Origin of the sequence: Acinetobacter sp. ANC 3813, from assembly GCF_002135435.1 — a bacterium.
In the GTDB taxonomy this organism is placed as follows: Bacteria; Pseudomonadota; Gammaproteobacteria; order Pseudomonadales; family Moraxellaceae; genus Acinetobacter.
The window spans coordinates 262,212-286,258 of the sequence record NZ_NEGK01000002.1 but is presented as its reverse complement, the minus strand read 5'-3'; the positions used below and the strand labels follow the sequence as shown (position 1 = coordinate 286,258).

The following is a 24,047-nucleotide window of genomic DNA, read 5'->3' as shown; positions in this document are numbered from 1 at the left end:
ATGGCATTAATATTGCCATTTTTTTAGCTCTAGATTTAGCTCAGAATTTTGCGGGTTCAACTCTAAAATCTGCGCTTCGTGTTCACGCCAGTCGCCTAAAACAATCCGCGGTTTGCCATCTACATCATGAATTTGCGGGCGGTGAGTATGGCCATGAATCAATATATTGACCTCGGTCAGAGCCTGTTTTACGGCCTGCTGATTGACATCCATAACTTCATAGCTTTTGACTAAGTTGGCTTGCTGGCTTTTTTTACGGAAACCATTGGCCAATTTTTGCCGGAAGCTTAAAGGCATTTGCTTTAAAAAGCCTAAAAGCAGCGGATTGCGGATGATTTTACGGAATTTTTGATAGGACACATCATCAGTACAGAGTAAATCGCCGTGCTCTATTCGAATGCTTTTCTGGCCAATGTTTAGCGTTTCAATATCTTTTAATAAAACTGCATTGAACTGATTGAGAAATTTTTTACCCAAAGCAAAATCACGGTTGCCTGATAAAAAATAGATCTGGTTTCCTGCCTCAGAAAATTGTTTTAAAGCGGCAACAATCTCATCGAGCCAAGACGCGCGGTAATCATCGCCAATCCACGCATTAAACCAGTCACCTAAAATATACAGCTGCGTATTTTTGTCTTTATAGGCATCCAGCAATGCTAAAAACCCCCGAACGAGTCGAGGGTGATTGGGTGACAAATGTAAATCAGCGATAAACAGATAGGTCACGGATCATTTTCCTTGTTTTAGAATCCCTCCCAGCCTCCCTTTTTCAAAGGGAGGAGTTTATGCATCTAATTTAGAAGCTCCCTCCTTTATTAAAGGCGGGCTGGGGAAGATTTAAATATTACTCAGAAATGATTTTAGCAGATTCGATTACAACGTTTTCTAGTGGAACGTCAGCGTGGTAGCCGCGGTTGCCAGTACGAACGCCTTTAATTGCATTTACTACATCTAGGCCTTCAGTTACTTTACCGAACACTGCATAACCCCAGCCTTGAGCATTTTTGCCAGAGTGGTTAAGGAAGGCATTGTTGCCAACGTTAATAAAGAACTGAGCTGATGCAGAATGAGGTGCCTGAGTACGCGCCATCGCAATTGTACCAAGGTCATTGGTTAAGCCATTATCAGCTTCGTTTTCAATTGCATCACGAGTTGCTTTTTCTTTGAAGTTTTCGTCCATGCCGCCACCTTGGATCATGAAGCCGTCGATCACGCGGTGGAAAATTACGCCGTCATAGAAACCGTCACGCACGTATTCTATAAAGTTCGCAACAGTTATTGGCGCTTTCTCACTGTTAAGCTCAAGAACAATACGGCCTTTATTGGTGTTTAATTCGACTTGAGGAAAACTCATTGTGTAATCTCCTGAACATGGCTCATAAAGCCATGGGTTTTTTGGTTGTGAGAAGCATAAGCAAACTGTAAACTACAAGGCAAGTAAAAACGTTATTTTCTTTGTTAAAAAAGCAAAAAGACGTTTTAATTCTCATAATTTTTATTTTAGAAGTGATTTTACTGTTATGAAGCCAAATGATGTTGTTTCAACACTGCCAAACACCCCGACACCAAATAGTAATGCCGTCGACGCTGTGCAGCAGGAACAACAGCCGGGCTTAGACTTTGTACGTCAAGTGATTACAGATGATTTATCTGCAGGCCGTACACAGCAAGTCGTAACACGTTTCCCGCCTGAACCGAATGGCTATTTGCATATTGGCCATGTTAAAGCAATCTGCTTGAACTTCGGTATTGCAGATGAGTTTGATGGTTTATGTAACCTTCGTTTTGATGATACAAATCCAGATGCTGAAGAACAAGAATATGTCGATGGTATTGCCAATGACGTAAAATGGCTTGGTTTCGAGTGGAACGGCGAGCCGCGTTATGCATCAAGCTATTTTGATCAGCTTTACACTTGGGCTTTGCAGTTGATTAATCAAGGTGATGCATATGTCGATTTGCAATCGCCTGAAGAAATCCGTTTAAACCGCGGTAACTTTATTGAGCCGGGTAAAAACTCACCGCAGCGTGATGCGACTGTTGAAGAAAACCTTGCGCGTTTTGAGCAAATGCGTAACGGTGAGTTAGGTGAAGGCCAGGCTGTACTTCGTGCCAAAATTGACATGACATCACCAAACATCCACATGCGTGATCCTATTTTGTATCGTATTTTGCATTCGGAGCATCATCAAACCGGTGATAAGTGGAAAATGTATCCAATGTACGACTATGCGCATCCATTATCAGATGCCATTGAAGGTGTGACGCATTCACTTTGTACATTAGAGTTTGTAGATCATCGTCCATTTTACGATTGGGTTGTAGAAAAAGTTCAGTCTCAAGCTGTACCGCGTCAGTACGAATCAAGCCGTCTAAATGTGGATTACACCATTACCTCTAAGCGTAAACTGCGTAAATTGGTTGAAGGTGGATTTGTGAATGGCTGGGATGACCCTCGTATGCCTACCGTTGTGGGGATGCGCCGTCGCGGTTTCACACCAGAAGGTCTGCGTGACTTCTGTAAGCGTGTGGGTGTAACCAAAGTCGATGGCAGTATTGTTGATGTGGCAATGCTTGAATACTGCATCCGCCAATCACTGGAAAACACTGCTGCACGCGGTATGGCTGTGTTAAATCCACTCAAAGTCACGTTAACCAATTTACCTGAAGCAATGGACTTGGTGCATTCGCGCCATCCTAATGTGGATATGGGCGAGCGCATCATTCCTTTAACTTCTGAAATTTACATTGACCGCAAAGATTTTGAAGAAGTGCCGCCTAAAGGCTTCAAACGTTTAACCACTGATGGTGAAGTTCGTTTGCGTCATGCCTATGTCATTAAATGCGATGAAGTGATCAAAGATGAAAATGGTGAAGTGGTTGAACTGAAATGTTCAATCGACCCTGAAACTCTGGGTAAAAATCCTGAAGGCCGTAAAGTGAAAGGTGTTGTGCATTGGGTGTCTGCAGAAAAAGGTATTCCAGCTGAAGTGCGCATTTACGACCGTTTATTCACTGAGTCTGACCCTGAAGTGGGCGATGACTTCCTTGCAAACTTGAATCCTGAATCTTTGAAAGTGGTTCAAGCGGTGATTGAGCCTGCATTGGCGGAAGCGAAACCGGAAGACCGTTTCCAATTTGAACGTGAAGGTTATTTTGTAGCAGATCAATTTGATCACAGCAGCCAAAAGCCTGTGTTTAACCGTATTTTAGACTTAAAAGACAGCTTTAAACCAGGTAAATAAAACCTCGTGTTTTCAATGGGATTCACCTTCGAATTCTAAATAGGTTAAGATCAAGCTCAACTTCGGTTGGGCTTTTTCATGCCGCTTCATCTGTAAAACAATAAGGAATAGCTGTGATTATCCGCGATAAAACCAATAGTTTTAAATTACTGTTTGCTTGGCACGGCACAATTTTACCTAAAGTTTTTGCTGCATTGCTGGTGGTCGTGCTGATTTCCGCTGTATTGGTTTATTTGGCAGCGCGGCATTTTGTCACTGTGCCCGAAGTGCCTGCAATTGGCTTTACTATTTTTGGGGTTATTCTTTCGATCTTTCTCAGCTTCCGCAATACCGCCTGCTATGACCGCTGGTGGGAGGGGCGCAAGCTGTGGGGTTCATTAATCGCAAATACTCGGCATATTATTCGTGATAGCTATGTGCTTGAAGATCAGGCGCGGCAAGTCATTATATACCGTGTGATGCTATTTACCCATTTGCTGCGAGACCGCCTGCGAAGCAAAGCCAACAGCTTTGACCATTACCGTACACAGGTGAAATTCAGTGATGATCAGTGGCAGACGCTGATGAATCATTTGAACCCGCCGCAATATGTGATGGAAATTATGCAGAAAGATTTAGCGACACTGTATAAGCAAGGGCACATTTCCGACATTATCTATACGGGTTTGACCAAGCACACCATTGCCTTGGGAGATATTCATGCAGGCTGTGACCGTATTTCATCCACACCGCTGCCATTTTCCTATTCTGTACTGCTGCATCGCGCCGTATATTCTTTTTGTTTTATTCTGCCATTTAGTTTGGAGTCCAGCCTAGGCATTTGGACGCCAGTGATTGTCGCACTGATTGCTTATCTATTTTTAGGTCTAGATGCGCTAAGTGCAGAACTGGAAGAGCCATTTGGAGAGCAGGAAAACGATTTGCCGTTGGATTCGATCGTGCGCAATGTAGAGCGGGAAATGCTGGCATCAATAGGTGAAGAGCTGCCGCCAGTGATTGCTTCACATAAAAGTAATCTAAGCTGACATGATCATGCATTTGTGCAGATAACAATTCAGCGATATGCAGAGACTTAAAAGCTGTGCTATCACTAAATGGTCTGAACAGCACATGGATGGAGTGGCTGATGAATACAGTGATTGAAACTCAAATGCTGATACGAAAATCAGTCAATATTGTCTTTAACGCCTTTGTGGATCCGCTTATCACTTCGCAGTTCTGGTTCAGCCATTCAACTGGCTATTTGGAAAAAGGGAAGTCGGTACAATGGTCGTGGCAAAAATATAATGCTAAGGCAGATGTGCAGGTGCTGGATATTCAGGAAAATGCATTGATCCGGATTGAATGGGGCGAACCTAAAAGCAAAGTCGATTTTATATTTGAAAAAATCTCTGCTATGGAAACCTACCTTAGGATTAAAAATTATGACATTCCATTGGAAGGCCAAGCGCTGATGGATTTCGTGATCGATAGTACTGGAGGATTCACAACGGTGTTAGATGCTGCAAAAATACATTTAGAGCATGGGATACAATCTAATTTGATTTGGGATAAGTTTCCGCCCTTTAAGTAAGCCGAAGGCTCTATTCATATAATTAGTAAAAAACTGAAAAGCTAGGAGACGTTTACACTTGGCTTGAGTCAGTGCTTTTTTTGTTCCTGCTGCTTTAAGTCAGTATAAACGGACATTTGCATTTTTGCTTTTTCACGCAATTTCTTTTTAATATAAAAGACGAGCGCAAAGCAGGTGGTGGTCACAGTCAATATCATACTGTTCATAAAACTCATCGCAGAGCTGACATAGCCAATCGTGGTAAGGCGATTCATCATACGGACCACTTGCGGGCTGCTCTCTACGCCTGTGATCGCCCATGTGCAAAGATGTTCGCAATTATTGATGATCAGGTGATAATTGTTTTCGTGCATGCGTGAGCGCATGCGGCGTACAACTTTACGGCCTGTATACTTCGGCAGGCTGTAGGATTGAATTTTAATTTTTTTACCACGGCAAAACACCTCCAAAGAAGTGATTTCAATGGGGTGTTTTTTGAAGAGGTGGGCGAAACCTGAATAATGAATTACTCTGCCTCGTCCTGCATAGATTCCATGGTGGCTATAACCAAAATGCTTAATGATTAAATGCGCCCCTAAAGGAATCCGTGTTGTCTGATGCTGCATATAGACGCGTACCTATAAAGCTGCAAATGTATCTATAGAAAGTGTACTGCTTTTCTGTGAATTAATCGACTAATTTGCTGTGAATGCAAGAGGGTTTTAAGCTGTGAAATTAGGCAATGCAAAGGGATTTTCTAGAAGCGCTGGACTTGGCGCATTCGTGCTGCTGTTTTCTTGGTCAATACACGCGCAAACGCAGAGTTGGCGTACCGAAAAGCCAATGGCTGCGCTGACGGTTAAAGTGAGCAGCCTGCAGCATTTACAGCTATATTTATATGATGAGAAAAAACAGCCTTATCTTTCTTTTGAGCGGCTGAGCAGCGCTTTGGACCATCAATGCCAAAGGATGCAGTTCGCAATGAATGCAGGAATGTTTCATGCAGATTTTTCTCCAGTTGGTTTATATGTTGAAGATGCTAAACAGCTGCATGCTTTAAATCGTGTAAAGCAGGGTTTTGGCAATTTTTTGATTCAGCCTAATGGGGTGCTGGCGTGGAGTGATCGCAAAGCGGTTATACAGACCACAGATCAATTTGCCCAGAGCCGCTTTAAGCCTCAGTTTGCAACCCAGTCTGGCCCCATGCTGGTGATAGACGGCAAAATCAATCCAAATTTTTTAAGGGATGCCAGTTCGCGTAAAATCCGCAACGGCGTTGGATTAAAAGGTCAGGCTTTATATTTTGTCATTAGCAGGGAGCCTGTGACTTTTTATCAGTTCGCTGCATATTTTAAAAATACTTTAAACATTGATCACGCGCTGTACTTAGATGGATCGCTCTCCAGCATTTATGATGCACAGCTGAAAGTGCATGATGCTTTTCGTCCACTGGGGCCAATGCTTGCATATAGCACAGCGCCGGCATGCGGCATCAACTAGATCGCACGTTAGAGTATTGGTTTGTGTGGAGGCTATGGTTGTTTTGAAGCCAAGTTGAGCATCGAACTTTGTATGGTGCAGGCTTTAATCGCGTCTTCTTTGCTCAGGCCTTTAATATTATCTTGAAATTCTTTTTGATGCGCCTTGATTTGATCTTCAGGCATTCCCATTTGCTTAGACAGCTTTTCCATTTGCTCCCAAGCATCATTGCATTCTTTCGGCACTTGGCTGCATGCGGCAAGACTGAGCATGCTGAACAACGCGACGGCTGATAAAAGATATTTCATAGTGTCCCCATTAATTTGGTTCGTTACTGGCAGACAGCGGCATAATATTCTAAGCGTTGGGCGCTGTTTTTTTCGTTCATGGTTTAGAATCGTTCAGCAGTGCTGATTTGCAATGCGAAATTAATATATCGCAAAAACAGCTCAGCGCAAATGAATCCTAAAAGTAAATTTGATACTGAAAATAAAAAAGGCATTTAGTGAGCTAAATGCCTTTTGTAATATGTGCATGATATTCGCAGCATAATTGCTATGAATCACTTTGCGCGACTATTGAAGCGGTAAGTGCTGCAGCTCATTTAACTCTTTACGGCTGTAACCGCGGGAAAGTAGAACTTTCTTAATGCCAACAATGACATCTTCATCGGTTGCTTTTGCCAGCGCTTGCAGCAGCTGTTCATTGGTTTTGCAAGAGCAGTCATTTTCAACACAGGCAATTTGATTTTTATGCCCGTTTTCTTGTTCATTGGAGAACAATTTTTGCCAAAAACTCATAGAGCCTTCATATGCAGATAAACATAGGATGAAATATAACCAAACATGTAAATAAAGCAAGCCGACAAAAGTGATAAATGCATCAATCAGACTCGGATTTTTCCGATAATGTAAGTTTAGATGAGTGAAAAAAATAGTTTGCAAAAAAGTACGAAGTTATAAGTTGTTCAAATTTAATGTAATAAAAAAGGGACTCATGAGAACCCCTTTTTATGACAGCCAGATGACTAGAAATAATTTGTTTAAATCTTTTCCAGCAAAATACCTGATTCGACATGATGGGTATAAGGAAATTGATCAAACAATGCAAATTTCACTATTTTGTGGCTTTGCAGCAATGTTTTTAAATTATCATGCAGGGTATCTGGATTACATGAAATATAGATGATGCGTTCAAAACGCTGCAGCAATTTAAGCGTTTCATCATCAATGCCAGCGCGCGGCGGATCAACAAAGACTGTATCAAAATCATAGCTGCTCATGTCGATGCCAGCTTCTTCTAGGCGGCGGAATTCACGTTCGCCGTTGTAGGCTTGCGTAAATTCTTCTGCAGACAAGCGAGCAACCTGAATATTTTCAATGGCGTTCTTTTCGATATTCCACTGCGCGGCATAAACAGAAGACTTTGCCAGTTCAGTTGCGAGAACGCGGTTAAAACGCGTAGACAGCGGTAGGGTAAAGTTGCCGTTGCCGCAATATAGTTCAAGCAAATCTTTGTCTGATTGCTGTGCAGCGTTGCAAGCCCATTCCAGCATTTTTTGGCAGACTTGAGCATTGGGCTGGGTAAAGCTGCTTTCAATTTGCTTGTATTGATAACTGCGGTCAAATACTTTGAGTTCTTCAACCACATAATCATCAGTCAAAATCACTTTTTGACCGCGGCTGCGTCCGAAAATTTTAATATTCAGTTTTGCAGATAATGCTTTTGCTGCTGTTTCCCATTCTGCATCGAGTGGGCAGCGGTAAACTAAAGACACCAGCATTTCGCCTTTGAGCGTTGCTAAAAAGTGAACTTCAAATAAGCGGTGAGACAGAATTTTTTGAGATTTTAATTCATTGAGCAAGACCGGCATTAAGGTATTAATGCTTTTATCTGCAATAGGGAAATCTTTGATCTCAACCACTTGCTTTTGCTCATCTGCATCACGTTCGAACATGGCATAGAACATATCATCTTCAGTATGCCAAATACGGAATTCTGCACGCATGCGGAAGTTTTGCTCAGGTGAGTTAAATACTTCTAATGAGGGAGGATTAAATTCGGCAAATTGCGCTGAAATACGCTCAACTTTTGCATCAAGTTGTTGCTGATAAGATGAAGTCATATACAGAAAAAATCACAAACATGTTCAAAAGAAGAATGGTAGCAAAGTTTGTACTTCAAAGGTCAAATTATTCTTTTAAATTGTGAAAAATAGAGCAGAAATAGCAGGGAAATACAGTACTTATAAATAACCACACCCGTACGAATACAGGTGTGGTTCCTCTGAGGGATAGAGGACTGGTTAGCTCATTGTCATGAGGCTGGCGTTTCCGCCTGCAGCAGCAGTATTGATGCTGACTGCACGCTCAATGATAAAGCGTTCCAGCGGGATATCGTATTGACCCGGCTCTAAGCGGGTAATACCGATAATTGCGCCTTCACGTGAAGCAATTTGTTTTTGCAATTGAAGCAATTGCGTTTTTGTACCGTGCAGCAGCACAGCGTCAAAATGACCTGTTTCTATGTTTGGAATAACTGCAATGCGGTCTGAAATGGCCTTCGGCATTTTTTGCAGATATTTCAAAATGAATGTGTTTTCAGGCAGGACTGCAGGCTGCGCGCCGACTTTAAAGATCGCAAGCAGTTGCTGAAGATGGTCTGCATCTTGATCTGCCTGCAGTAACACACGGTGGCGCGGTAAAACAGCGTACTGATTGCTTTCACCTGTAGGGCCTAGCAGTTCATAGCTATAGCCTGAGCAGAAGTCTTGCGGTTCCTGCAGTTTATGCTGCGGGAAGTTCTGCTGTGCCCATTGCTTGAACTGTTCATACAGTGCTTGCGTATCAGACAGTGTTTCAGCTTTGCCTGTTGCAAATGGCTGTGCCAATTTTTTCTGACTGCAGCGCTGCATTAATCGATAGGTATAGATTGGACCGCCAGCTTTTGGACCAGTGCCCGATAAGCCTTCGCCGCCAAAGGGCTGTACACCAACCACAGCACCAACAATGTTGCGGTTAATATATAAATTGCCAACTTCTGCTTTTGCAATCACGGTTTGAATGGTTTCATCAATACGAGTGTGCAGACCCATAGTTAGTCCATAGCCTTTGGCATTAATCTGATCAATCAACTGATCCAATTCGCCGTATTTATAGGTCATGACATGCAGTACTGGACCAAATACTTCACGTTCCAAATCATTCAGGTTTGGCAGTTCAATCAATGTAGGAGGTACAAAAGTTCCTTGTATCAAAGCAGAGGAATCACCATTACGCATTAATTGGTAAACGCTATAGTCCTTACTGCGCATTTTCTGAATATGCTTGTCGATGATGTTTTTAGCATCCTGATCAATTACAGGGCCAATATCGGTATTCAGCATATATGGTTTGCCGACATTCAGCTGCTGCATAGCGCCTTTAAGCATGGTAATTACGCTTTGAGCATTATCTTCCTGCACACATAAAATACGCAGGGCAGAGCAGCGCTGGCCAGCACTGTCATAGGCTGAATTCACCACATCTAGAATCACTTGTTCTGTGAGAGCAGATGAATCGACGATCATGGCATTCTGTCCGCCAGTTTCAGCAATCAGTGGAATAGACTGGCCAGAATGACTGAGGCGATTAGCTAAGGTTTTTTGCAGAATACGGGCAACTTCAGTTGAGCCTGTAAACATAATGCCTTGTACACGTTCATCGGCAGTCAGTTTCGCGCCAACCGTTTCACCGCGACCCGGCAGGAGCTGTAACACGGATTGCGGAATGCCAGCATCCCAAAGCATTTGCACAGCTTGCGCAGCAATTAATGGCGTTTGCTCCGCAGGTTTTGCAATAACCGTGTTGCCTGCTGCCAATGCTGCAGCAATTTGACCTGAGAAAATTGCCAATGGGAAGTTCCAAGGGCTAATACACAGTACCGTACCTAAAGGTTCGATCTGCACAGTATCATCCAAATCAATCATTTGTGCAGCATAGTAACGAAGGAAATCTACCGCTTCACGGACTTCTGCAATGGCATTGCCATACGTTTTACCGCTTTCACGGCACAACAGCACCAGTAAAGACTGTAGATTTTTTTCCATAGCATCGGCTGCGCGCTGCAAACACGCTGCACGGTCATTTTTGGGCAGATTTTTCCAAGATGCTTGAGCCGCTGTTGCATTCGCCAAAGCTAAATCAACTTGATCTAATGATGCTTCTGTGACTTGGCCAACAATATCTGCATGATCGGCTGGGTTAATGATCGCCAATGCGCTAGAGTCAGATGGTGCATCTGTCAGATTTTGCCCCATAGGAACAGCAGACCATTGCTTTTGGCGCTGTTCATATGCGGTTTGATCTAAGGCTAAAAGGTCATAATCATTGGCTAAATCAAAGCCAGCAGAATTAAGACGCTCATCGCCGTATAAATTTACAGGATAGGGAATAGCAGGATGCTTTAAGCCTACTTTGCCTTCTGTAACAGCAGTATGTGCAATGGTTTGGTGCGGATTTTCGATTAAATCTTCAATTTTTAAAGTTTTATCGGCAATACGGTTTACAAAAGATGTATTTGCACCATTTTCAAGTAAACGGCGAACCAAATACGCCAGCAAAGTTTCATGATTGCCTACAGGCGCATAAATACGGCAAGGTACGCCCAGTTTATGGTCTTTTTTATCGCCCACGACTTGCTGATACAGCGGCTCGCCCATACCGTGCAGACATTGGAACTCGTACTGGCCAGCATAGTAATGAGCGGGATCAGCTAAATGGTAAATGGTTGCGAGTGTTTGCGCGTTATGGGTTGCAAATTGCGGGTAAATAAATTCAGGCGCTGCTAACAATTTCTTCGCACAGGCAATATACGATAAATCGGTATGCACTTTACGGGTAAAGACTGGATAGTCGGTCATACCGTCAATTTGCGCTTTTTTAATTTCGCTGTCCCAGTATGCGCCTTTAACCAGACGAATCATTAGGCGCTTATTGCTGCGTTTAGCCAAATCTACAACGTAATCGACCACATAGAAACAACGTTTTTGATAGGCTTGAATGACAAAGCCAATGCCTTTCCATTCATTGAGCTGCGGTTCAAAGCATAGGCGCTCTAAAAGCTGCAGTGAAATTTCTAAACGTTCAGATTCTTCAGCATCAATGTTTAAGCCAATATTGTACTGCTTAGCCAATACGGCAAGTTTCAGTACTTTTTCATACAGCTCATCTTGCACACGTGCAATTTGAGAGCGCTGATAGCGCGGGTGCAGGGCAGAGAGCTTAATTGAAATGCCAGGGCCGTCGTAGACATCTTTATCTGCAGACGCTTGACCGATCGCATGAATTGCATTGGTATAATCATCATAATAGCGTTCTGCATCATGATCTGTTAATGCTGCTTCACCCAGCATGTCATAAGAATAGCGGAAGCCTTTGTCTTCGAGTGTTTCAGCATTTTTTAACGCTTCACCGATGGTTTCGCCAGTGACAAACTGTTCGCCCATCATACGCATAGCGACGTCAACGGCTTTACGGATAACTCCGCGGCCGCTGCGTGCCAATAGGCCCGTCAGCAAGCCTGACAGGCTTTTGCTTTGCGGCGTTTCCATCAGCTTGCCCGTAAGCATTAAGCCCCAAGCGGCAGCATTGACAAACATCAGGCTGCTTTGGCCTAAATGGTCTTTCCAGTTGCCCTGGTTAATTTTATCTTTGATCAATAAATCGCGTGTTGCTTTGTCTGGAATGCGCAGCAGCGCTTCTGCTAAGCACATGAGGGCAATGCCTTCCTGTGAAGACAATGAGAACTCCTGCAGCAAGCCTTGTACAATACCCGCTTTGCCAGAGTCGCCTTTGCGTTCACGCAGGCTGTGCGCGAGATCAAAAGCCAGTTTATAAATGCGGTCTGAGAGTTCTTGGTCAATTTGACTGTGCTCAAGCAGGTTTTCCACACTTTCGCTTTCATCGCGGCGCCATGCGCGGTTTATTTCAATCTCGAAATCTGTTTTGGCATCAAAAGGAGTGATGTAACCAGGCTGAATTGAAGATTCGCTAAGTTGAGATTTTGCTTCCATCATTTTTACGCCAACATCCTGTGACAGTGAAAATATAAATTGTGTATTTGGGTTTATATAATTTATGATCACAGAAATTTTGCTGCATAACTCACTATAATTTGATCAATATTTAGGGAAAAATTCAGATGGCGAGCCCAATCATGACGTTGGACCGTACCGATATTAGGATATTGGATATCCTGCAAAAAGATGGACGGCTTTCAAATATTAAGCTGGCGGAAATGGTGAATTTATCACCGACAGCGGCGCTGGCCCGCGTGCAAAAACTCGCAAAAGATGGCTTTATTTTAGGCTATGAAGCTAAGCTTAATCCAGACATGCTGAACAAAAGCTTCGTGGTTTTTGTGGAAATTTTACTGGATAAAACCACGCCCAATGTGCTTGAAGCTTTTACAGACGCAGTGCTTCAGTATTCGGAGATTGTGGAATGCCATATGATCAGCGGCGGCTTTGATTTTGTAGTGAAAATCCGCTGCGCCAATATGGAAGAGTTTCGGAAAATTTCTGGACAGGTGCTCTGGCAGCTGCCAGGTGTAAAGGAAACCCGAAGTTACCCTGTCATGGAGGTGATTAAAGAATCATCGCAGATTGACATCAAACAGCCTGCGAAAAAATAAAAAAAAGGGGCATTTAGCCCCTTTTTTATGTCTACGAATAATCGATTATTTAGAGTTTTTTAGCTCTTCCATTTCAATTTCATAAATCGATTTAGCTTTATCAAAGCGGTCAGTGACATCTTTCGATGGTGCTTTGCCCATTAAGCTGAAAACAACGATGCTGATGAGAGAGAAAATAAAGCCTGGAATGATTTCATAGATGCCGGTATCCGCCATGGTGTTTTTCCAAAGAATAACGGTAACAGCGCCTACGATCATCCCTGCAATCGCACCATTTAAAGTCATGCGTTTCCAGAACAGAGATAGAATGATCAGCGGGCCAAATGCCGCACCAAAACCAGCCCATGCATAAGCGACAAGACCTAATACTTTGCTTTCAGGATTCATGGCTAAGATAATTGCGAGTACAGCAATGGCAAGCACCATCAGGCGGCCAATCCATACCAATTCTTTTTGCGATGCATTTTTACGGATAAAGGCTTTGTATAAATCTTCCGTTAAAGTACTTGAGCAAACCAAAAGCTGGCAACTGAGTGTACTCATAACCGCGGCTAGAATAGCCGCTAAAACAATACCTGCAATCCATGGGTTAAATAGAATTTTGGTTAATTCCATAAACACAGTTTCAGGGTTTGCAGTTACCGCAGCTGCATGTTCTGGGTGAATGCTAAAGTATGCAATGCCTAGATAACCTACAGCAACCGCACCGCCAAGGCACAAAATCATCCATGTCATACCAATACGGCGTGCAGCTGGAATTGATTTCACTGAATCTGCCGCCATAAAGCGCACAAGAATATGCGGCTGGCCAAAATAGCCTAAGCCCCATGCCATTGACGATAAAATGGCAACAATACTGAGGTCTGAAATCAGGTTGTTTGCCAATGGACGAACACTTTCAATAACCGTGGTGACTTGCTGTGCATGATCACCCAGTGCCATATAAGTCATAATTGGCGCTAGCAGCAAAGCAAAAATCATCAGACCAGCTTGGAAGGTATCTGTCCAGCTGATGGCAAGGAAACCGCCAATACATACGTAGCTAATCGTCGCGATTGCGCCAATCCACAATGCAGTCGTGTAGTTCCAGCCAAAAAGGCTTTCAAATAGGCGAGCGCCTGCAACCATGCCTGATGCACAATAAATTGCGAAGAAGATTAAGATCACGAAAGCAGAAATAATGCGTAGAACTTTTTTGCTGTCGCCAAAACGGTTGGTGAAATAATCCGGCAAGGTTAAGGCATTGTTCTGTACTTCGGTGTGTACGCGTAAACGTCCAGCAACCAGAAGCCAGTTGAGCCAAGCGCCAATAATTAAACCAATTGCAATCCATGCTTCTGATAAGCCAGATAAGTAAATTGCGCCAGGCAGGCCCATGAGCAGCCAGCCGCTCATATCCGATGCGCCTGCAGAAAGGGCGGTTACTACACTGCCAAGGCTGCGTCCGCCGAGAATATAGTCATCAAAATTCGTTGTTGCCTTATAGGCGTATAGTCCAATGCCAATCATGGCCACGATATAAAAAATAAACGTGATTAGCGTGGGATTCAGTTGGCTCATAACTATGCCATCCATTGTCTGTTCAAATGACCATCTCTATCCAAAGATGAATTATTGTTCGATGTGTCCGAGGTGCAGATTCAAACACGATTTGAAAATTACGCTCTGTTACATTTGGGTGCTAATTATTATCGTTTTGTGAAACTAATTGTAAATTTGGTTACAAAGAAAAGAATTATATTGATTTTTAGCCTTTAGGTGTTTTGTGTAACTTTTGATCATTTATAAAGGTGAGTAATAAATGATATAGATGAAATTTTTAACTAAAGTAGCTGAATTTATTCAGAAATAACGGGTCTATTTAGGCTGGTGTTTACATAAAATTACAATAATTGCCTCGATGCAGGGTTTGGATCTGATTGATGAAGCATGGCATAAAACAAAAAAGGGGCCATTCAAACCATTTTTTGCTTAAGGTAAATCTTTAAGAAAGCATGTTGTGCGGTTTAGATTTAGAATAGGCAGAGCTATCTATGTTTTGAAAAATTGCCATGTTCGATAAAATTTCGTCACTCTTTAAAAGTCATAAGCCAACGCCAGAACAGCTGTATATGGCAGAGCATCAAATCAGTTTTGAAGAAGGTAAAGGCTATATTGTCGCAGGAATCATATTGAATGAAGTTCATGGTCCGCGGCTTGAACATTTGTCTAACCGCCGTATAAAGAATTTTGATGATTTGAAGGCTTTGTATAACGCTTCCATGATTATGAATGAAAAGATAGACTTAGAAATTGTAAATGGGCGATTCGCAGCGCACTTAGGCAACACCGCAGAAAATCTAACTGAGCTTAAAAAACTGATCAAAGTTTTAAATGAATATTACCGCGGCTTTTTACGCGATAAAAAATAAAGACCGTAGGGAATTTATCTTTATGAAGCAGTTTAAAACACTGCTTCGAATAATAAAATTGGCATAAGGATGAAAAACATCGTGCTAAGATAATACGCATGTTGTTTAGACTTTAAAGCTATATACATGTTCCAAGAAGAAATAACCCAACTGAAACTCAGTCAGCTCAAAGCAGGCGAAAAGCGCTGGATTGGCAATTTGCAGGGTTCTGCAACGGGATTGCTGTTTAAAGAAATTACGGCGCAAATCCAGCAGCTCTTTATTATTGTTGCCCGCAATAGCCAGCATCTGGGGCAGTTGGAAAGCGAACTGGACTTTTATGGCATTAAGCCGGTCATTTTCCCTGATTGGGAAATTCTGCCTTACGACCGCCTTTCACCGCATCAAGATATTGTTTCAGAACGCTTGGCGATTTTATCCAATATGCCAAAAACCGGTGTGCTGCTGATTTCAGCTGCAACTTTGGCACAGCGAATTGCGCCTTCGTCTTGGGTTTTGGGTGAGCATTTTGATATTAAAGTCGGTCAAAAATTTGACTTAGAACAGCAGAAATTAAAATTAATCCAAGCAGGCTATCATTTAGTCGATACCGTCTATGATCATGGCGAATTTGCTGTGCGCGGCAGTATTATGGATATCTATGCTTCAGGCCAGTCTTCACCAATCCGTATAGATTTGTTTGATGATGAAATTGAGACACTGAAGTTTTTTGATCCTGAAACGCAGCGGACCACAGAAACACTGCAAAATTTTACGGTGCTGCCAGCCAAAGAGTTTCCTCTCAAAGAAGGCCGTACTGTTTTTCGTGACCGTTATGCAGACCTGTTTCCTTCAGCAAATCCAAAGAAAAATCCAATTTATCAGGATGTGCTGGAAGGTATTGCATCACCAGGCCTAGAGTTTTACTTCCCGCTATTTTTTAGCGCAGAAGCGATGAAAACACAAAGTAGCCTGATGGCTTATCTGCCGAAGAATGGCATTGTCATTACAGATAAATACATTGATGACGATTTGATGCAGTTTTGGAAAGAAGCTTTCCGCCGTTATGAAGACCGCCGTCACAACATTGATCAGCCGATATTGGCGCCAGACCAGTTATTTAGCCAACCCAATGAAGTATTGGAACAGCTGAATCTTTTTGGCCGAATTGTTGCCTCAAATGAACCATTTGAAGACAAATCAGGTGTGCTGAATCTTCAGTCTGAAATTCCGCCGCGCTTGCCTGTAGATCCAAAGCAGGAAAAACCCTTCGCAGAAGTCAAAAAATATATCGATCAGGCCAATCATCCTGTATTGCTGGTTGCTGAAAGCGCAGGACGCCGTGAAACCTTAAAAGATGCGTTGCGGCCAACGTTGGGTGATATTCCTTATGTAGCGAATTTCAATGATTTCATTGCATCTATGCAAGCGGTTGCCATTACCAATGCGCCTTTAGAGCGCGGCTTGCTGCTGACCAATAAAATTACAGTCATTTCAGAAAACCAGCTGTATGAACACCGTGTTGTACAGCGCCGCCGTAAGCGCCAGCAGGAAGTTTCGGAAGAATTCTTAATCCGCAGCTTAACTGAATTGAATATGGGCGCTCCAGTGGTGCATATCGATTATGGCGTGGGACGCTATGCAGGCTTGCTTACACTGAGTATTGATAATCAGGATCATGAATTTCTGCAGCTGGATTATGCAGATGCAGCCAAAGTCTATGTACCCGTCACTAATTTGCATTTAATTAGCCGCTATAGCGGCGGTGATCCAGATTTAGCGCCTCTGCATAAATTGGGTACAGATGCATGGAACAAAGCCAAACGCAAAGCGCTTGAGCAAATCCATGATGTTGCAGCCGAGCTGCTGCATATTCAGGCGCGCCGTCAATCAAAACCAGGATTTGGTTTTGAGCTGGATCATAGCTTATATATGCAGTTTGCCAGCGGCTTTGCTTATGAAGAAACGCTGGATCAAGCCAATGCCATTGAAGCTGCTTTATATGATATGCAGCAGGCTAAACCGATGGACCGTTTAGTGTGCGGTGATGTAGGCTTTGGCAAAACTGAAGTAGCCATGCGTGCAGCATTTGTAGCGGTGCAAAATAATAAGCAGGTCGCCGTACTCGTACCAACGACCTTGCTTGCACAGCAGCATTATGAGTCATTTAAAGACCGTTTTGCAGATTGGCCGGTACGTATTGAGGTTCTCTCTCGATTTGGCACATCAAAAGCGCATACCAAAACGATTGAAGATTTGGCCGATGGCAAAGTCGATATTGTGATTGGCACCCATAAAATCCTGCAGGAAAATATTCAGTTTAAAAATCTCGGATTAATGATTGTCGATGAAGAGCACCGTTTTGGTGTTCGTGACAAAGAGCGTATTAAGGCATTGCGAGCTGATGTCGATATGCTCACATTAACAGCAACGCCAATTCCTCGAACACTGAATATGGCCTTTAGCGGCATGCGCGATCTATCCATTATTGCTACGCCGCCAGCCCGACGCTTAGCGGTGAAGACTTTTGTTCAGGAAAATACCGGCGATTCAGTCAAAGAAGCGATTTTGCGCGAGCTGTTGCGCGGAGGACAGGTTTATTTTCTGCATAATGAAGTCGATACGATCGAACGCGCAGCTGAAAATCTTCGTAATCTGGTGCCTGAAGCACGTGTGGCTGTTGCGCATGGTCAAATGCGGGAGCGGGAGCTGGAACAGGTGATGCAGCAGTTCTATCACAAAGAATACAATGTGCTGGTGTGTTCTACCATTATTGAAACGGGTATTGATGTGCCGAATGCCAACACGATTTTGATTGAGCGTGCAGACAAGCTGGGCTTGGCTCAGCTGCATCAGCTTCGTGGCCGTGTAGGACGTTCGCACCATCAGGCTTATGCCTATCTTTTGGTGCCATCGATCAAAGGCTTAAAAGGTGATGCTGAAAAACGTCTTGATGCCATTAGCCGCGCTTCTACTTTAGGCGCAGGCTTTATGCTGGCAACAGAAGACTTGGAAATTCGCGGTGCTGGAGAGCTTTTAGGTGAGCAGCAGAGCGGTTCTATGCAGGCCATCGGTTATAGTCTGTATATGGAAATGCTGGAAAAAGCGACGAAAGCCATTCAAAAGGGTAAAACGCCAAACTTTGATGCACCGCTTTCCCTGACTGCAGAAATTACCTTGCATATGCCTGCCTTGATACCGGATGACTATCTGGGCGATGTGCATCAGCGTTTACTGTTCTATAAACGCATCAGTAACACAGACAGTCGGGAAAAACTCGACAATATCCGCATGGAGCTGATAGACCGTTTTGGTGTTCCGCCACAGCCTGTCAAACAGCTGTTTGCTGTTCATCAAATCCGTTTAAAAGCAGAGCAGCTTGGTATTACTAAAATTGATATTAGCAGTCATGGGGGCAACATTGAGTTTTCACCGGATACACCTGTGCAGGCCATCAGTATTATTCAAATGATGCAAAAGCATCCAACTTTTTTCAGAATGGACGGCGGACAGCGTTTAAAGGTTATGGTCATGCTGGAAGAGTATGAAAAACGTATCCAATTTTTAAACGATCTGCTGGACAGTCTGCTAAAAGAATTGAACTGATTGTAACGATTTATCATCAAAAAAACGCTTCTGTTGCTGAGAATTCATTCAGTTGCGGTTTTTTTGATGAAATCTTTGATTTTTTGCATAAATTTATTCAACTTTTCTGCGTGATATAATTCATTTAAATGATTTTTTATTTATACTGAAACACAAAGCAGAGAATATTCACGTCCATAAGGATGTGATAGTATTAGCCATCATTCTAATTTTGCATCATTTATAAAGATATGTTTAGTTTACATCCACAACTTGCCCAAGATACGTTTTATGTAGGCGACTTTCCACTGTCAACATGTCGTTTGATGAATGATATGCAATTTCCGTGGCTTATTTTGATTCCTCGCGTACCTGGCATTACAGAACTATATGAATTGAGCCAAGCAGATCAAGAGCAGTTTTTACGTGAATCGAGCTGGTTGTCTAGCCAATTGTCGCGTGTTTTCCGTGCAGACAAAATGAATGTTGCCGCTTTAGGCAATGTGGTGCCGCAGTTGCATTTTCATCATGTGGTACGCTACCAAAATGACGTGGCTTGGCCTAAACCAGTTTGGGGCACACCGGCTGTTCCTTACAGTAATGACGTGCTGGCGCATATGCGTCAAACCCTAATGCTCGCGCTTCGCGGTCAAGGTGATATGCCATTCGATTGGCGTATGGATTGATCTGAAAAGCGGTCTAAGGGATATGGCTGTGTTTGTCGGTTAGGAGTGAGCGAGTGTCGCTAGACGATTGGATCAATAAAGAACCGAAACAGTTTGAGTACTTTCATCGATTGATGGGGTATATCATGCTGTCTTTGGTCGTCGTCGTGTACTACTACACTCAGCCAGATACTGAATATCAAATCTATATCCCTTTCTTTTTGCTCTTTATTTTGTTGATTGTTCCTAAACTTTCACATTGGCTAATCTATAAATACAATAATAAAGTAAAACGCACAGTATTGTTTATTCTCGATATTGTTGTAATTTCGGTCATGCTGTCGGCTGTGCACCTGAATTTAGTGCTGACTTTTTTAGGCTTCTTTGCCTTACTTTACACAGCAATCAGTAATAAAATTTCTTTTTTGATGGTGGCAATGGCCAGCCTTATTGGCATTGTTGTCTTTTATATCTGCACGATTTTCATTTTTGGTTTCCATGAGTATTTTGCGCCTACCAATAGTGAATTAACAGTCATAGGATTTCTATGCTTGATCACTTATTTTGGTGTCGGAAGCTTCTATCAGCGCGGTCAAACCTATTATCTTTCAAAGAAAAAAGATCATTATTTTGACCAGATGAACCGCTATATGGAATTTGCCAACCAGTTGAGCCGTTATGCGCCTGTGCAGTTATGGCAGTCCATTATGAAAGGCGAGTCAGAAGCGAAGATTGAATACAAGCGTAAAAAACTCACCATTTTCTTTTCAGATATTCAAGGTTTTACGGAGCTTTCTGAAACATTGATTCCTGATGACTTAGCCTTCCTGCTCAATGATTATTTAAGTCATATGACTGAAATTGCCAAGCAGTATGAAGCGACAGTAGATAAGTTCATGGGCGATGCGATTCTGATTTTCTTTGGCGATCCGCACAGCCAGGGCGTAGAGCAGGATGCGAAAGTCTGTTTAGAGATGGCCATGGTGATGCGCCAGCAAATGAAACTGCTGCGTGAGCGCTGGATTAAGATGGGTTACCCGCCACTGCATATTCGTATGGGTATTTCTACAGGTTATTGCCACGTTGGTAATTATGGTGCTGCGCACCGTATGGCATATACCATTGTTGGCCGTGATGCCAACCTCGCTGCGCGTTTGCAGAGTGCGGCAGAAGTCGATGAAATTTTAATTTCAGATGATACACACCAGCTGGTTAAGAATGATTATTTGTGTGCCCCTAAAGCGCCAATTTACTTAAAAGGGATTAAAGGGCCTGTGCGTACATGGCAGGTCATGGAAAAATACTCTTCTAAGAAAACTGAATATCAGCGCTGGTTTGATTATGAATACAAGGGCTTTCATTTATTGCTGAATCTGGATGAGGTTCAAAACTTTGAATATCCAGAATTGATTGTGGTGCTGGAAAAAATGATTAAGCGCCTGCAAACACAGCAAAAAATGACCAACTCAGAAGGTTTTGTGAAGCTTAATTTGGAAGACGAAGTGATCGTTGAACAGAATAATCATATTTAAAGTATGAAGTTCTAAACTGATGTTCCTAAGTTTTAATCTGATTTGTTGTTTCGATCATAAATTAAAGTCAAAAAAACCGCTAATTGTCAGCGGTTTTTTATTTTAAAAATCTTAGTGATTTTCAGAAGCGTGGTTGATGGTGTATTTTGGAATCTCAACTTCCAAGTCATCATTTTCAATTTTAACTTGGCAAGATAGGCGAGAGTCGGGTTCTAGACCCCAAGCGCGGTCTAAAAGGTCAGCTTCTACATCATCCATTTCGTCTAAAGCATCAAAGCCTTTGCGTACAATAACATGGCAAGTGGTGCATGCTTTTGACATATCGCAAGCGTGTTCAATTTTAATGCCATTGTCTAAAAGACTTTGACAAAGGTTTGCATTTTGCTCAACTTCAAACTCAGCGCCATTTGGGCAAATTGTTGCGTGAGGCAATACTTTAATACGTGGCATGGTGTTTACCTATAAATTAGTTTGAGTTTGACCAGTCGTCGAGCTTAGTGCCTTTCAGCGCAGCATCAATGTGCTGATTCATTCGTGCAGCGGCAAAAGCATCACTGTGAATTTTAAGCTGTTCTACTGCTTGTTCAATAGCTTTGATATCATCATTTGCAAATGTAGCTTCAAGCTGTGTTTTTGCATGATTTAAAGCGGAGAGCTCATCTGCAGCAAGTAAAGCCGCATCTGCAATCAATGCTTGCTCTAAGGCTTCAAGCTCACGCTTAGCTTCAACTTTAGTTTCTTGAAGATGGCGTAATGCTTTATCTTCTTCTGCAAATTTAAAGCCATCCAGCAATAGACGTTCTGTATCCGAATCTGATAGGCCGTAAGACGGTTTAATATCAATATGCGCGTGTACGCCAGATGTTGTTTCTTTGGCAGAAACCGTGAGCAGGCCGTCAGCATCGACTTGATAGGTCACTTCAATGCGTGCTTGACCGGCAGTCATTGGCGGAATGCCGCGAAGTACAAAACGGCCAAGGCTGCGGCAATGCTCAACCAAATCACGCTCACCTTGGATCACATGGATCAGCATCGCAGTCTGACCATCTTGATAGGTTGTAAACTCTTGACGGCGTGCAACAGGAATAGCGGTATTGCGTGAAATTAAACGCTCAACCAAGCCGCCCATAGTCTCAATGCCTAGAGACAGCGGTGTTACGTCTAATAATAAAGAGCCGTCTGTAGAGTTGCCAATCAGCTGATTGGCGGTGATTGATGCGCCAATTGCAACCACTTCATCTGGGTTGATGGTGCACAGCGGTTCTTGATTGAAAACTTCACGTACCGCTTTCTGTACAGCATAAGAGCGGGTAGAGCCGCCAACCAAGACTACATTTTGAATATCAGATAGCTCAAGTTTTGCATCGCGCATGACGCGTTTGCACACGCTAATCGTTTTATCCAGCGCAACTTTGATGATTTCTTCAAACGTTGGGCGGTCCAGCGTTAACGCGTAGTCTAAAACTTTAATATCTGCACTTTCGGCATCTGAAAGTTTTTCTTTTGCTTTACGCGCAGCAACAATAAAGTGCGCGTATTCAGTGTCATCTAAGGTATCAATTTGCAGCTGTTTTTTGGCCCATTTTACAATGAGGCGGTCTAGGTCGTCACCGCCAAGCGCTGTATGTCCGCCAGTTGCGAGGACTTCAAACACGCCTTGAGAGAAACGCAGAATTGAAACGTCAAACGTACCGCCGCCCAAGTCATAAATGACATAGTTATGATCTTGCGCCAAATTGCTGTCTTGATCTAAGCCGTAGGCTACTGCGGCTGCAGTCGGTTCATTTAGTAAGCGAAGCACGTTTAAGCCCGCTAATTGAGCTGCATCGCGTGTTGCTTGGCGCTGCGCTTCATCAAAATACGCGGGTACAGTAATGACAGCGCCATTGATTGGATTTTTTAAACTGTCTTCAGCACGTTCTTTTAATTGCTTTAAAATTTCCGCTGAAATTTCGACAGGTGTTTTACGGCCTTGCGCAGTTTCAAAAGCAGGCATTTGATTGTCTTCGCCAGACAAATCATAGGGGTGCTGGAATTTAATATCGGCTTTTGATCGGCCCATAAAGCGTTTTACAGAAACAATCGTATTTTTAGGATCTGCAGTAATCAATGTTTTTGCATCATCGCCATAAACTGTCTTGTCTGCAGCGTAATGTACGATTGATGGAAGTAACACACGGCCTTGCTGGTCATTAAGCACTTTGGCTTTACCTGAAAGAACAGTGGCAACCAAAGAATGGGTGGTGCCTAAATCAATACCAATCGCAATGCGGTGTTCATGCGGTGCACTAGATTGACCTGGTTCTGCAATCTGCAAGAGAGCCATTATGTTACATCCTTAGAACTTAAATATCTGTATACGGGAAAATTAAAAATCATCATCTAGATCAAAGCTGTCGTCATCCAAGAAACGATCTTCTGCTTTATTGATGTCAGCCATGACTTTTACAAAGAAGCGTAATTTGCGCACAGTGTCACGCGCTTCGGGCCAATCTTCATCTGTGTAATCTATTTTGAATTCGCGCACCAAGCCGTCAATCCATTGCTGAACTTCAACTTTAAGGGATTGAAGGTCTTCAGCTGCACGCGCATCATCTAGCTGCTCACGAATGTCTAGCGCATCCTGAAGAAACTCAAAATCACTGATGGATTGATCAAGATGATAGTCTTGCTTTTTCAAGCTAAGCAAATATGCAGCGCGGCTATCCACATTTGATAGAGCCTTATACGCTTGATTGATCTCGCTTGATTTAATCAGCGCTTGATCTTTATCTTCGGCTTTATCTGGGTGATATTGCTGCTGCAGCTTAAGAAAGGAATCTTTTAGCGCTGCTAAATCAATATCGAGGGCTTCAGGAAGGTTGAATAGCTCAAAATGATTCATGGGAGAAGTGGTCCGCGGTTAATATGCAAAATGTATGCTTTAA

General features: G+C 42.9%; 20 protein-coding genes. 9 read left to right on the top strand and 11 right to left on the bottom strand.

Translation table 11 applies throughout. From position 1 onward, the window contains the following. Window positions 1-6 precede the first annotated feature (6 nt). Window positions 7-726, bottom strand: coding sequence for a UDP-2,3-diacylglucosamine diphosphatase (locus B9T34_RS04140; RefSeq protein WP_086211905.1), 720 nt, complete (start codon window positions 724-726; stop codon window positions 7-9). A 118-nt stretch (window positions 727-844) separates the two neighbouring features. Beyond that, window positions 845-1,354, bottom strand: a complete 510-nt coding sequence (locus tag B9T34_RS04135) for a peptidylprolyl isomerase (RefSeq protein WP_086211904.1) — start codon at window positions 1,352-1,354, stop codon at window positions 845-847. Window positions 1,355-1,520: 166 nt separating this feature from the next. On the opposite strand from B9T34_RS04135, the gene B9T34_RS04130 reads away from it, so the two are divergent. The 3 genes from B9T34_RS04130 to B9T34_RS04120 all read left to right on the top strand — a co-directional run bounded on the left by B9T34_RS04130 (window position 1,521) and on the right by B9T34_RS04120 (window position 4,818). Beyond that, complete coding sequence (locus tag B9T34_RS04130) at window positions 1,521-3,245, top strand: glutamine--tRNA ligase/YqeY domain fusion protein (protein WP_086211903.1); 1,725 nt, start codon at window positions 1,521-1,523, stop codon at window positions 3,243-3,245. Window positions 3,246-3,358: 113 nt separating this feature from the next. Next, window positions 3,359-4,270: a bestrophin family protein gene (locus B9T34_RS04125; RefSeq protein WP_086211902.1), complete on the top strand. Its 912-nt coding sequence runs from the start codon at window positions 3,359-3,361 to the stop codon at window positions 4,268-4,270. Between the two features lie 101 nt (window positions 4,271-4,371). Next, window positions 4,372-4,818: an SRPBCC domain-containing protein gene (locus B9T34_RS04120; RefSeq protein WP_086211901.1), complete on the top strand. Its 447-nt coding sequence runs from the start codon at window positions 4,372-4,374 to the stop codon at window positions 4,816-4,818. 68 nt (window positions 4,819-4,886) lie between these two features. Here the strand turns inward: B9T34_RS04120 and B9T34_RS04115 are convergent, their stop codons facing one another. After that, window positions 4,887-5,423, bottom strand: a complete 537-nt coding sequence (locus B9T34_RS04115; RefSeq protein WP_086211900.1) for a lecithin retinol acyltransferase family protein — start codon at window positions 5,421-5,423, stop codon at window positions 4,887-4,889. A gap of 103 nt (window positions 5,424-5,526) precedes the next feature. On the opposite strand from B9T34_RS04115, the gene B9T34_RS04110 reads away from it, so the two are divergent. Then, entirely contained in the window at window positions 5,527-6,297 is a 771-nt protein-coding gene (locus B9T34_RS04110; protein ID WP_322853512.1) for a phosphodiester glycosidase family protein, read from the top strand. Between the two features lie 32 nt (window positions 6,298-6,329). Here B9T34_RS04110 and B9T34_RS04105 read toward each other — a convergent pair whose 3' ends face one another. The 4 genes from B9T34_RS04105 to putA all read right to left on the bottom strand — a co-directional run bounded on the left by B9T34_RS04105 (window position 6,330) and on the right by putA (window position 12,331). Beyond that, window positions 6,330-6,584 carry a hypothetical protein gene (locus B9T34_RS04105; protein WP_086211899.1) on the bottom strand — a complete coding sequence of 85 codons (255 nt, stop codon included), beginning with the start codon at window positions 6,582-6,584 and terminating at the stop codon, window positions 6,330-6,332. 267 nt (window positions 6,585-6,851) lie between these two features. Further along, window positions 6,852-7,076 carry a hypothetical protein gene (locus B9T34_RS04100; protein WP_086211898.1) on the bottom strand — a complete coding sequence of 75 codons (225 nt, stop codon included), beginning with the start codon at window positions 7,074-7,076 and terminating at the stop codon, window positions 6,852-6,854. A 242-nt stretch (window positions 7,077-7,318) separates the two neighbouring features. Then, the gene (gene trmA / locus B9T34_RS04095) at window positions 7,319-8,401 is read right to left on the bottom strand and encodes a tRNA (uridine(54)-C5)-methyltransferase TrmA (protein WP_086211897.1); all 1,083 of its coding nucleotides are present in this window, start codon (window positions 8,399-8,401) and stop codon (window positions 7,319-7,321) included. A gap of 180 nt (window positions 8,402-8,581) precedes the next feature. Continuing rightward, window positions 8,582-12,331: a trifunctional transcriptional regulator/proline dehydrogenase/L-glutamate gamma-semialdehyde dehydrogenase gene (gene putA / locus B9T34_RS04090; RefSeq protein WP_086211896.1), complete on the bottom strand. Its 3,750-nt coding sequence runs from the start codon at window positions 12,329-12,331 to the stop codon at window positions 8,582-8,584. 125 nt (window positions 12,332-12,456) lie between these two features. Here putA and B9T34_RS04085 point away from each other — a divergent pair, with 125 nt between their 5' ends. Next, on the top strand, window positions 12,457-12,948 hold the full coding sequence (locus tag B9T34_RS04085; protein ID WP_086211895.1) for an Lrp/AsnC ligand binding domain-containing protein: 492 nt from the start codon (window positions 12,457-12,459) through the stop codon (window positions 12,946-12,948). A 45-nt stretch (window positions 12,949-12,993) separates the two neighbouring features. Here the strand turns inward: B9T34_RS04085 and putP are convergent, their stop codons facing one another. Further along, complete coding sequence (gene putP, locus B9T34_RS04080; protein ID WP_086211894.1) at window positions 12,994-14,508, bottom strand: sodium/proline symporter PutP; 1,515 nt, start codon at window positions 14,506-14,508, stop codon at window positions 12,994-12,996. A gap of 491 nt (window positions 14,509-14,999) precedes the next feature. On the opposite strand from putP, the gene B9T34_RS04075 reads away from it, so the two are divergent. From B9T34_RS04075 to B9T34_RS04060, 4 genes are all read left to right on the top strand, one after another. Beyond that, window positions 15,000-15,359 (top strand): hypothetical protein, encoded by a 360-nt coding sequence (locus tag B9T34_RS04075; RefSeq protein WP_086211893.1) that lies wholly within the window; start codon window positions 15,000-15,002, stop codon window positions 15,357-15,359. Between the two features lie 126 nt (window positions 15,360-15,485). Then, window positions 15,486-18,944 (top strand): transcription-repair coupling factor, encoded by a 3,459-nt coding sequence (gene mfd / locus B9T34_RS04070; protein WP_086211892.1) that lies wholly within the window; start codon window positions 15,486-15,488, stop codon window positions 18,942-18,944. A 230-nt stretch (window positions 18,945-19,174) separates the two neighbouring features. Further along, window positions 19,175-19,609: an HIT domain-containing protein gene (locus B9T34_RS04065; RefSeq protein WP_086211891.1), complete on the top strand. Its 435-nt coding sequence runs from the start codon at window positions 19,175-19,177 to the stop codon at window positions 19,607-19,609. Between the two features lie 53 nt (window positions 19,610-19,662). Next, window positions 19,663-21,120, top strand: coding sequence for an adenylate/guanylate cyclase domain-containing protein (locus tag B9T34_RS04060; RefSeq protein WP_086211890.1), 1,458 nt, complete (start codon window positions 19,663-19,665; stop codon window positions 21,118-21,120). Window positions 21,121-21,231: 111 nt separating this feature from the next. On the opposite strand, the gene fdx is transcribed toward B9T34_RS04060, so the two are convergent. The 3 genes from fdx to hscB are packed head-to-tail and all read right to left on the bottom strand — an operon-like array spanning window position 21,232 to window position 24,004. After that, window positions 21,232-21,570 (bottom strand): ISC system 2Fe-2S type ferredoxin, encoded by a 339-nt coding sequence (gene fdx, locus B9T34_RS04055; protein ID WP_086211889.1) that lies wholly within the window; start codon window positions 21,568-21,570, stop codon window positions 21,232-21,234. 16 nt (window positions 21,571-21,586) lie between these two features. Continuing rightward, window positions 21,587-23,446 (bottom strand): Fe-S protein assembly chaperone HscA, encoded by a 1,860-nt coding sequence (gene hscA / locus B9T34_RS04050; RefSeq protein ID WP_086211888.1) that lies wholly within the window; start codon window positions 23,444-23,446, stop codon window positions 21,587-21,589. 42 nt (window positions 23,447-23,488) lie between these two features. Next, entirely contained in the window at window positions 23,489-24,004 is a 516-nt protein-coding gene (gene hscB / locus B9T34_RS04045) for a Fe-S protein assembly co-chaperone HscB (protein WP_086211887.1), read from the bottom strand. Window positions 24,005-24,047: the final 43 nt, after the last annotated feature.

What these genes read in the sequence shown, in the direction of transcription:
- B9T34_RS04115 (WP_086211900.1), bottom strand. Translation starts at nt 5,423, where the DNA reads ATGCAGCATCAGACAACACGGATTCCTTTAGGGGCGCATTTAATCATT.
- B9T34_RS04085 (WP_086211895.1), top strand. Translation starts at nt 12,457, where the DNA reads ATGGCGAGCCCAATCATGACGTTGGACCGTACCGATATTAGGATATTG.
- putA (WP_086211896.1), bottom strand. Translation starts at nt 12,331, where the DNA reads ATGATGGAAGCAAAATCTCAACTTAGCGAATCTTCAATTCAGCCTGGT.
- B9T34_RS04100 (WP_086211898.1), bottom strand. Translation starts at nt 7,076, where the DNA reads ATGAGTTTTTGGCAAAAATTGTTCTCCAATGAACAAGAAAACGGGCAT.
- trmA (WP_086211897.1), bottom strand. Translation starts at nt 8,401, where the DNA reads ATGACTTCATCTTATCAGCAACAACTTGATGCAAAAGTTGAGCGTATT.
- fdx (WP_086211889.1), bottom strand. Translation starts at nt 21,570, where the DNA reads ATGCCACGTATTAAAGTATTGCCTCACGCAACAATTTGCCCAAATGGC.
- B9T34_RS04065 (WP_086211891.1), top strand. Translation starts at nt 19,175, where the DNA reads ATGTTTAGTTTACATCCACAACTTGCCCAAGATACGTTTTATGTAGGC.
- mfd (WP_086211892.1), top strand. Translation starts at nt 15,486, where the DNA reads ATGTTCCAAGAAGAAATAACCCAACTGAAACTCAGTCAGCTCAAAGCA.
- hscB (WP_086211887.1), bottom strand. Translation starts at nt 24,004, where the DNA reads ATGAATCATTTTGAGCTATTCAACCTTCCTGAAGCCCTCGATATTGAT.
- B9T34_RS04135 (WP_086211904.1), bottom strand. Translation starts at nt 1,354, where the DNA reads ATGAGTTTTCCTCAAGTCGAATTAAACACCAATAAAGGCCGTATTGTT.
- putP (WP_086211894.1), bottom strand. Translation starts at nt 14,508, where the DNA reads ATGAGCCAACTGAATCCCACGCTAATCACGTTTATTTTTTATATCGTG.
- B9T34_RS04120 (WP_086211901.1), top strand. Translation starts at nt 4,372, where the DNA reads ATGAATACAGTGATTGAAACTCAAATGCTGATACGAAAATCAGTCAAT.
- B9T34_RS04075 (WP_086211893.1), top strand. Translation starts at nt 15,000, where the DNA reads ATGTTCGATAAAATTTCGTCACTCTTTAAAAGTCATAAGCCAACGCCA.
- B9T34_RS04105 (WP_086211899.1), bottom strand. Translation starts at nt 6,584, where the DNA reads ATGAAATATCTTTTATCAGCCGTCGCGTTGTTCAGCATGCTCAGTCTT.
- hscA (WP_086211888.1), bottom strand. Translation starts at nt 23,446, where the DNA reads ATGGCTCTCTTGCAGATTGCAGAACCAGGTCAATCTAGTGCACCGCAT.
- B9T34_RS04130 (WP_086211903.1), top strand. Translation starts at nt 1,521, where the DNA reads ATGAAGCCAAATGATGTTGTTTCAACACTGCCAAACACCCCGACACCA.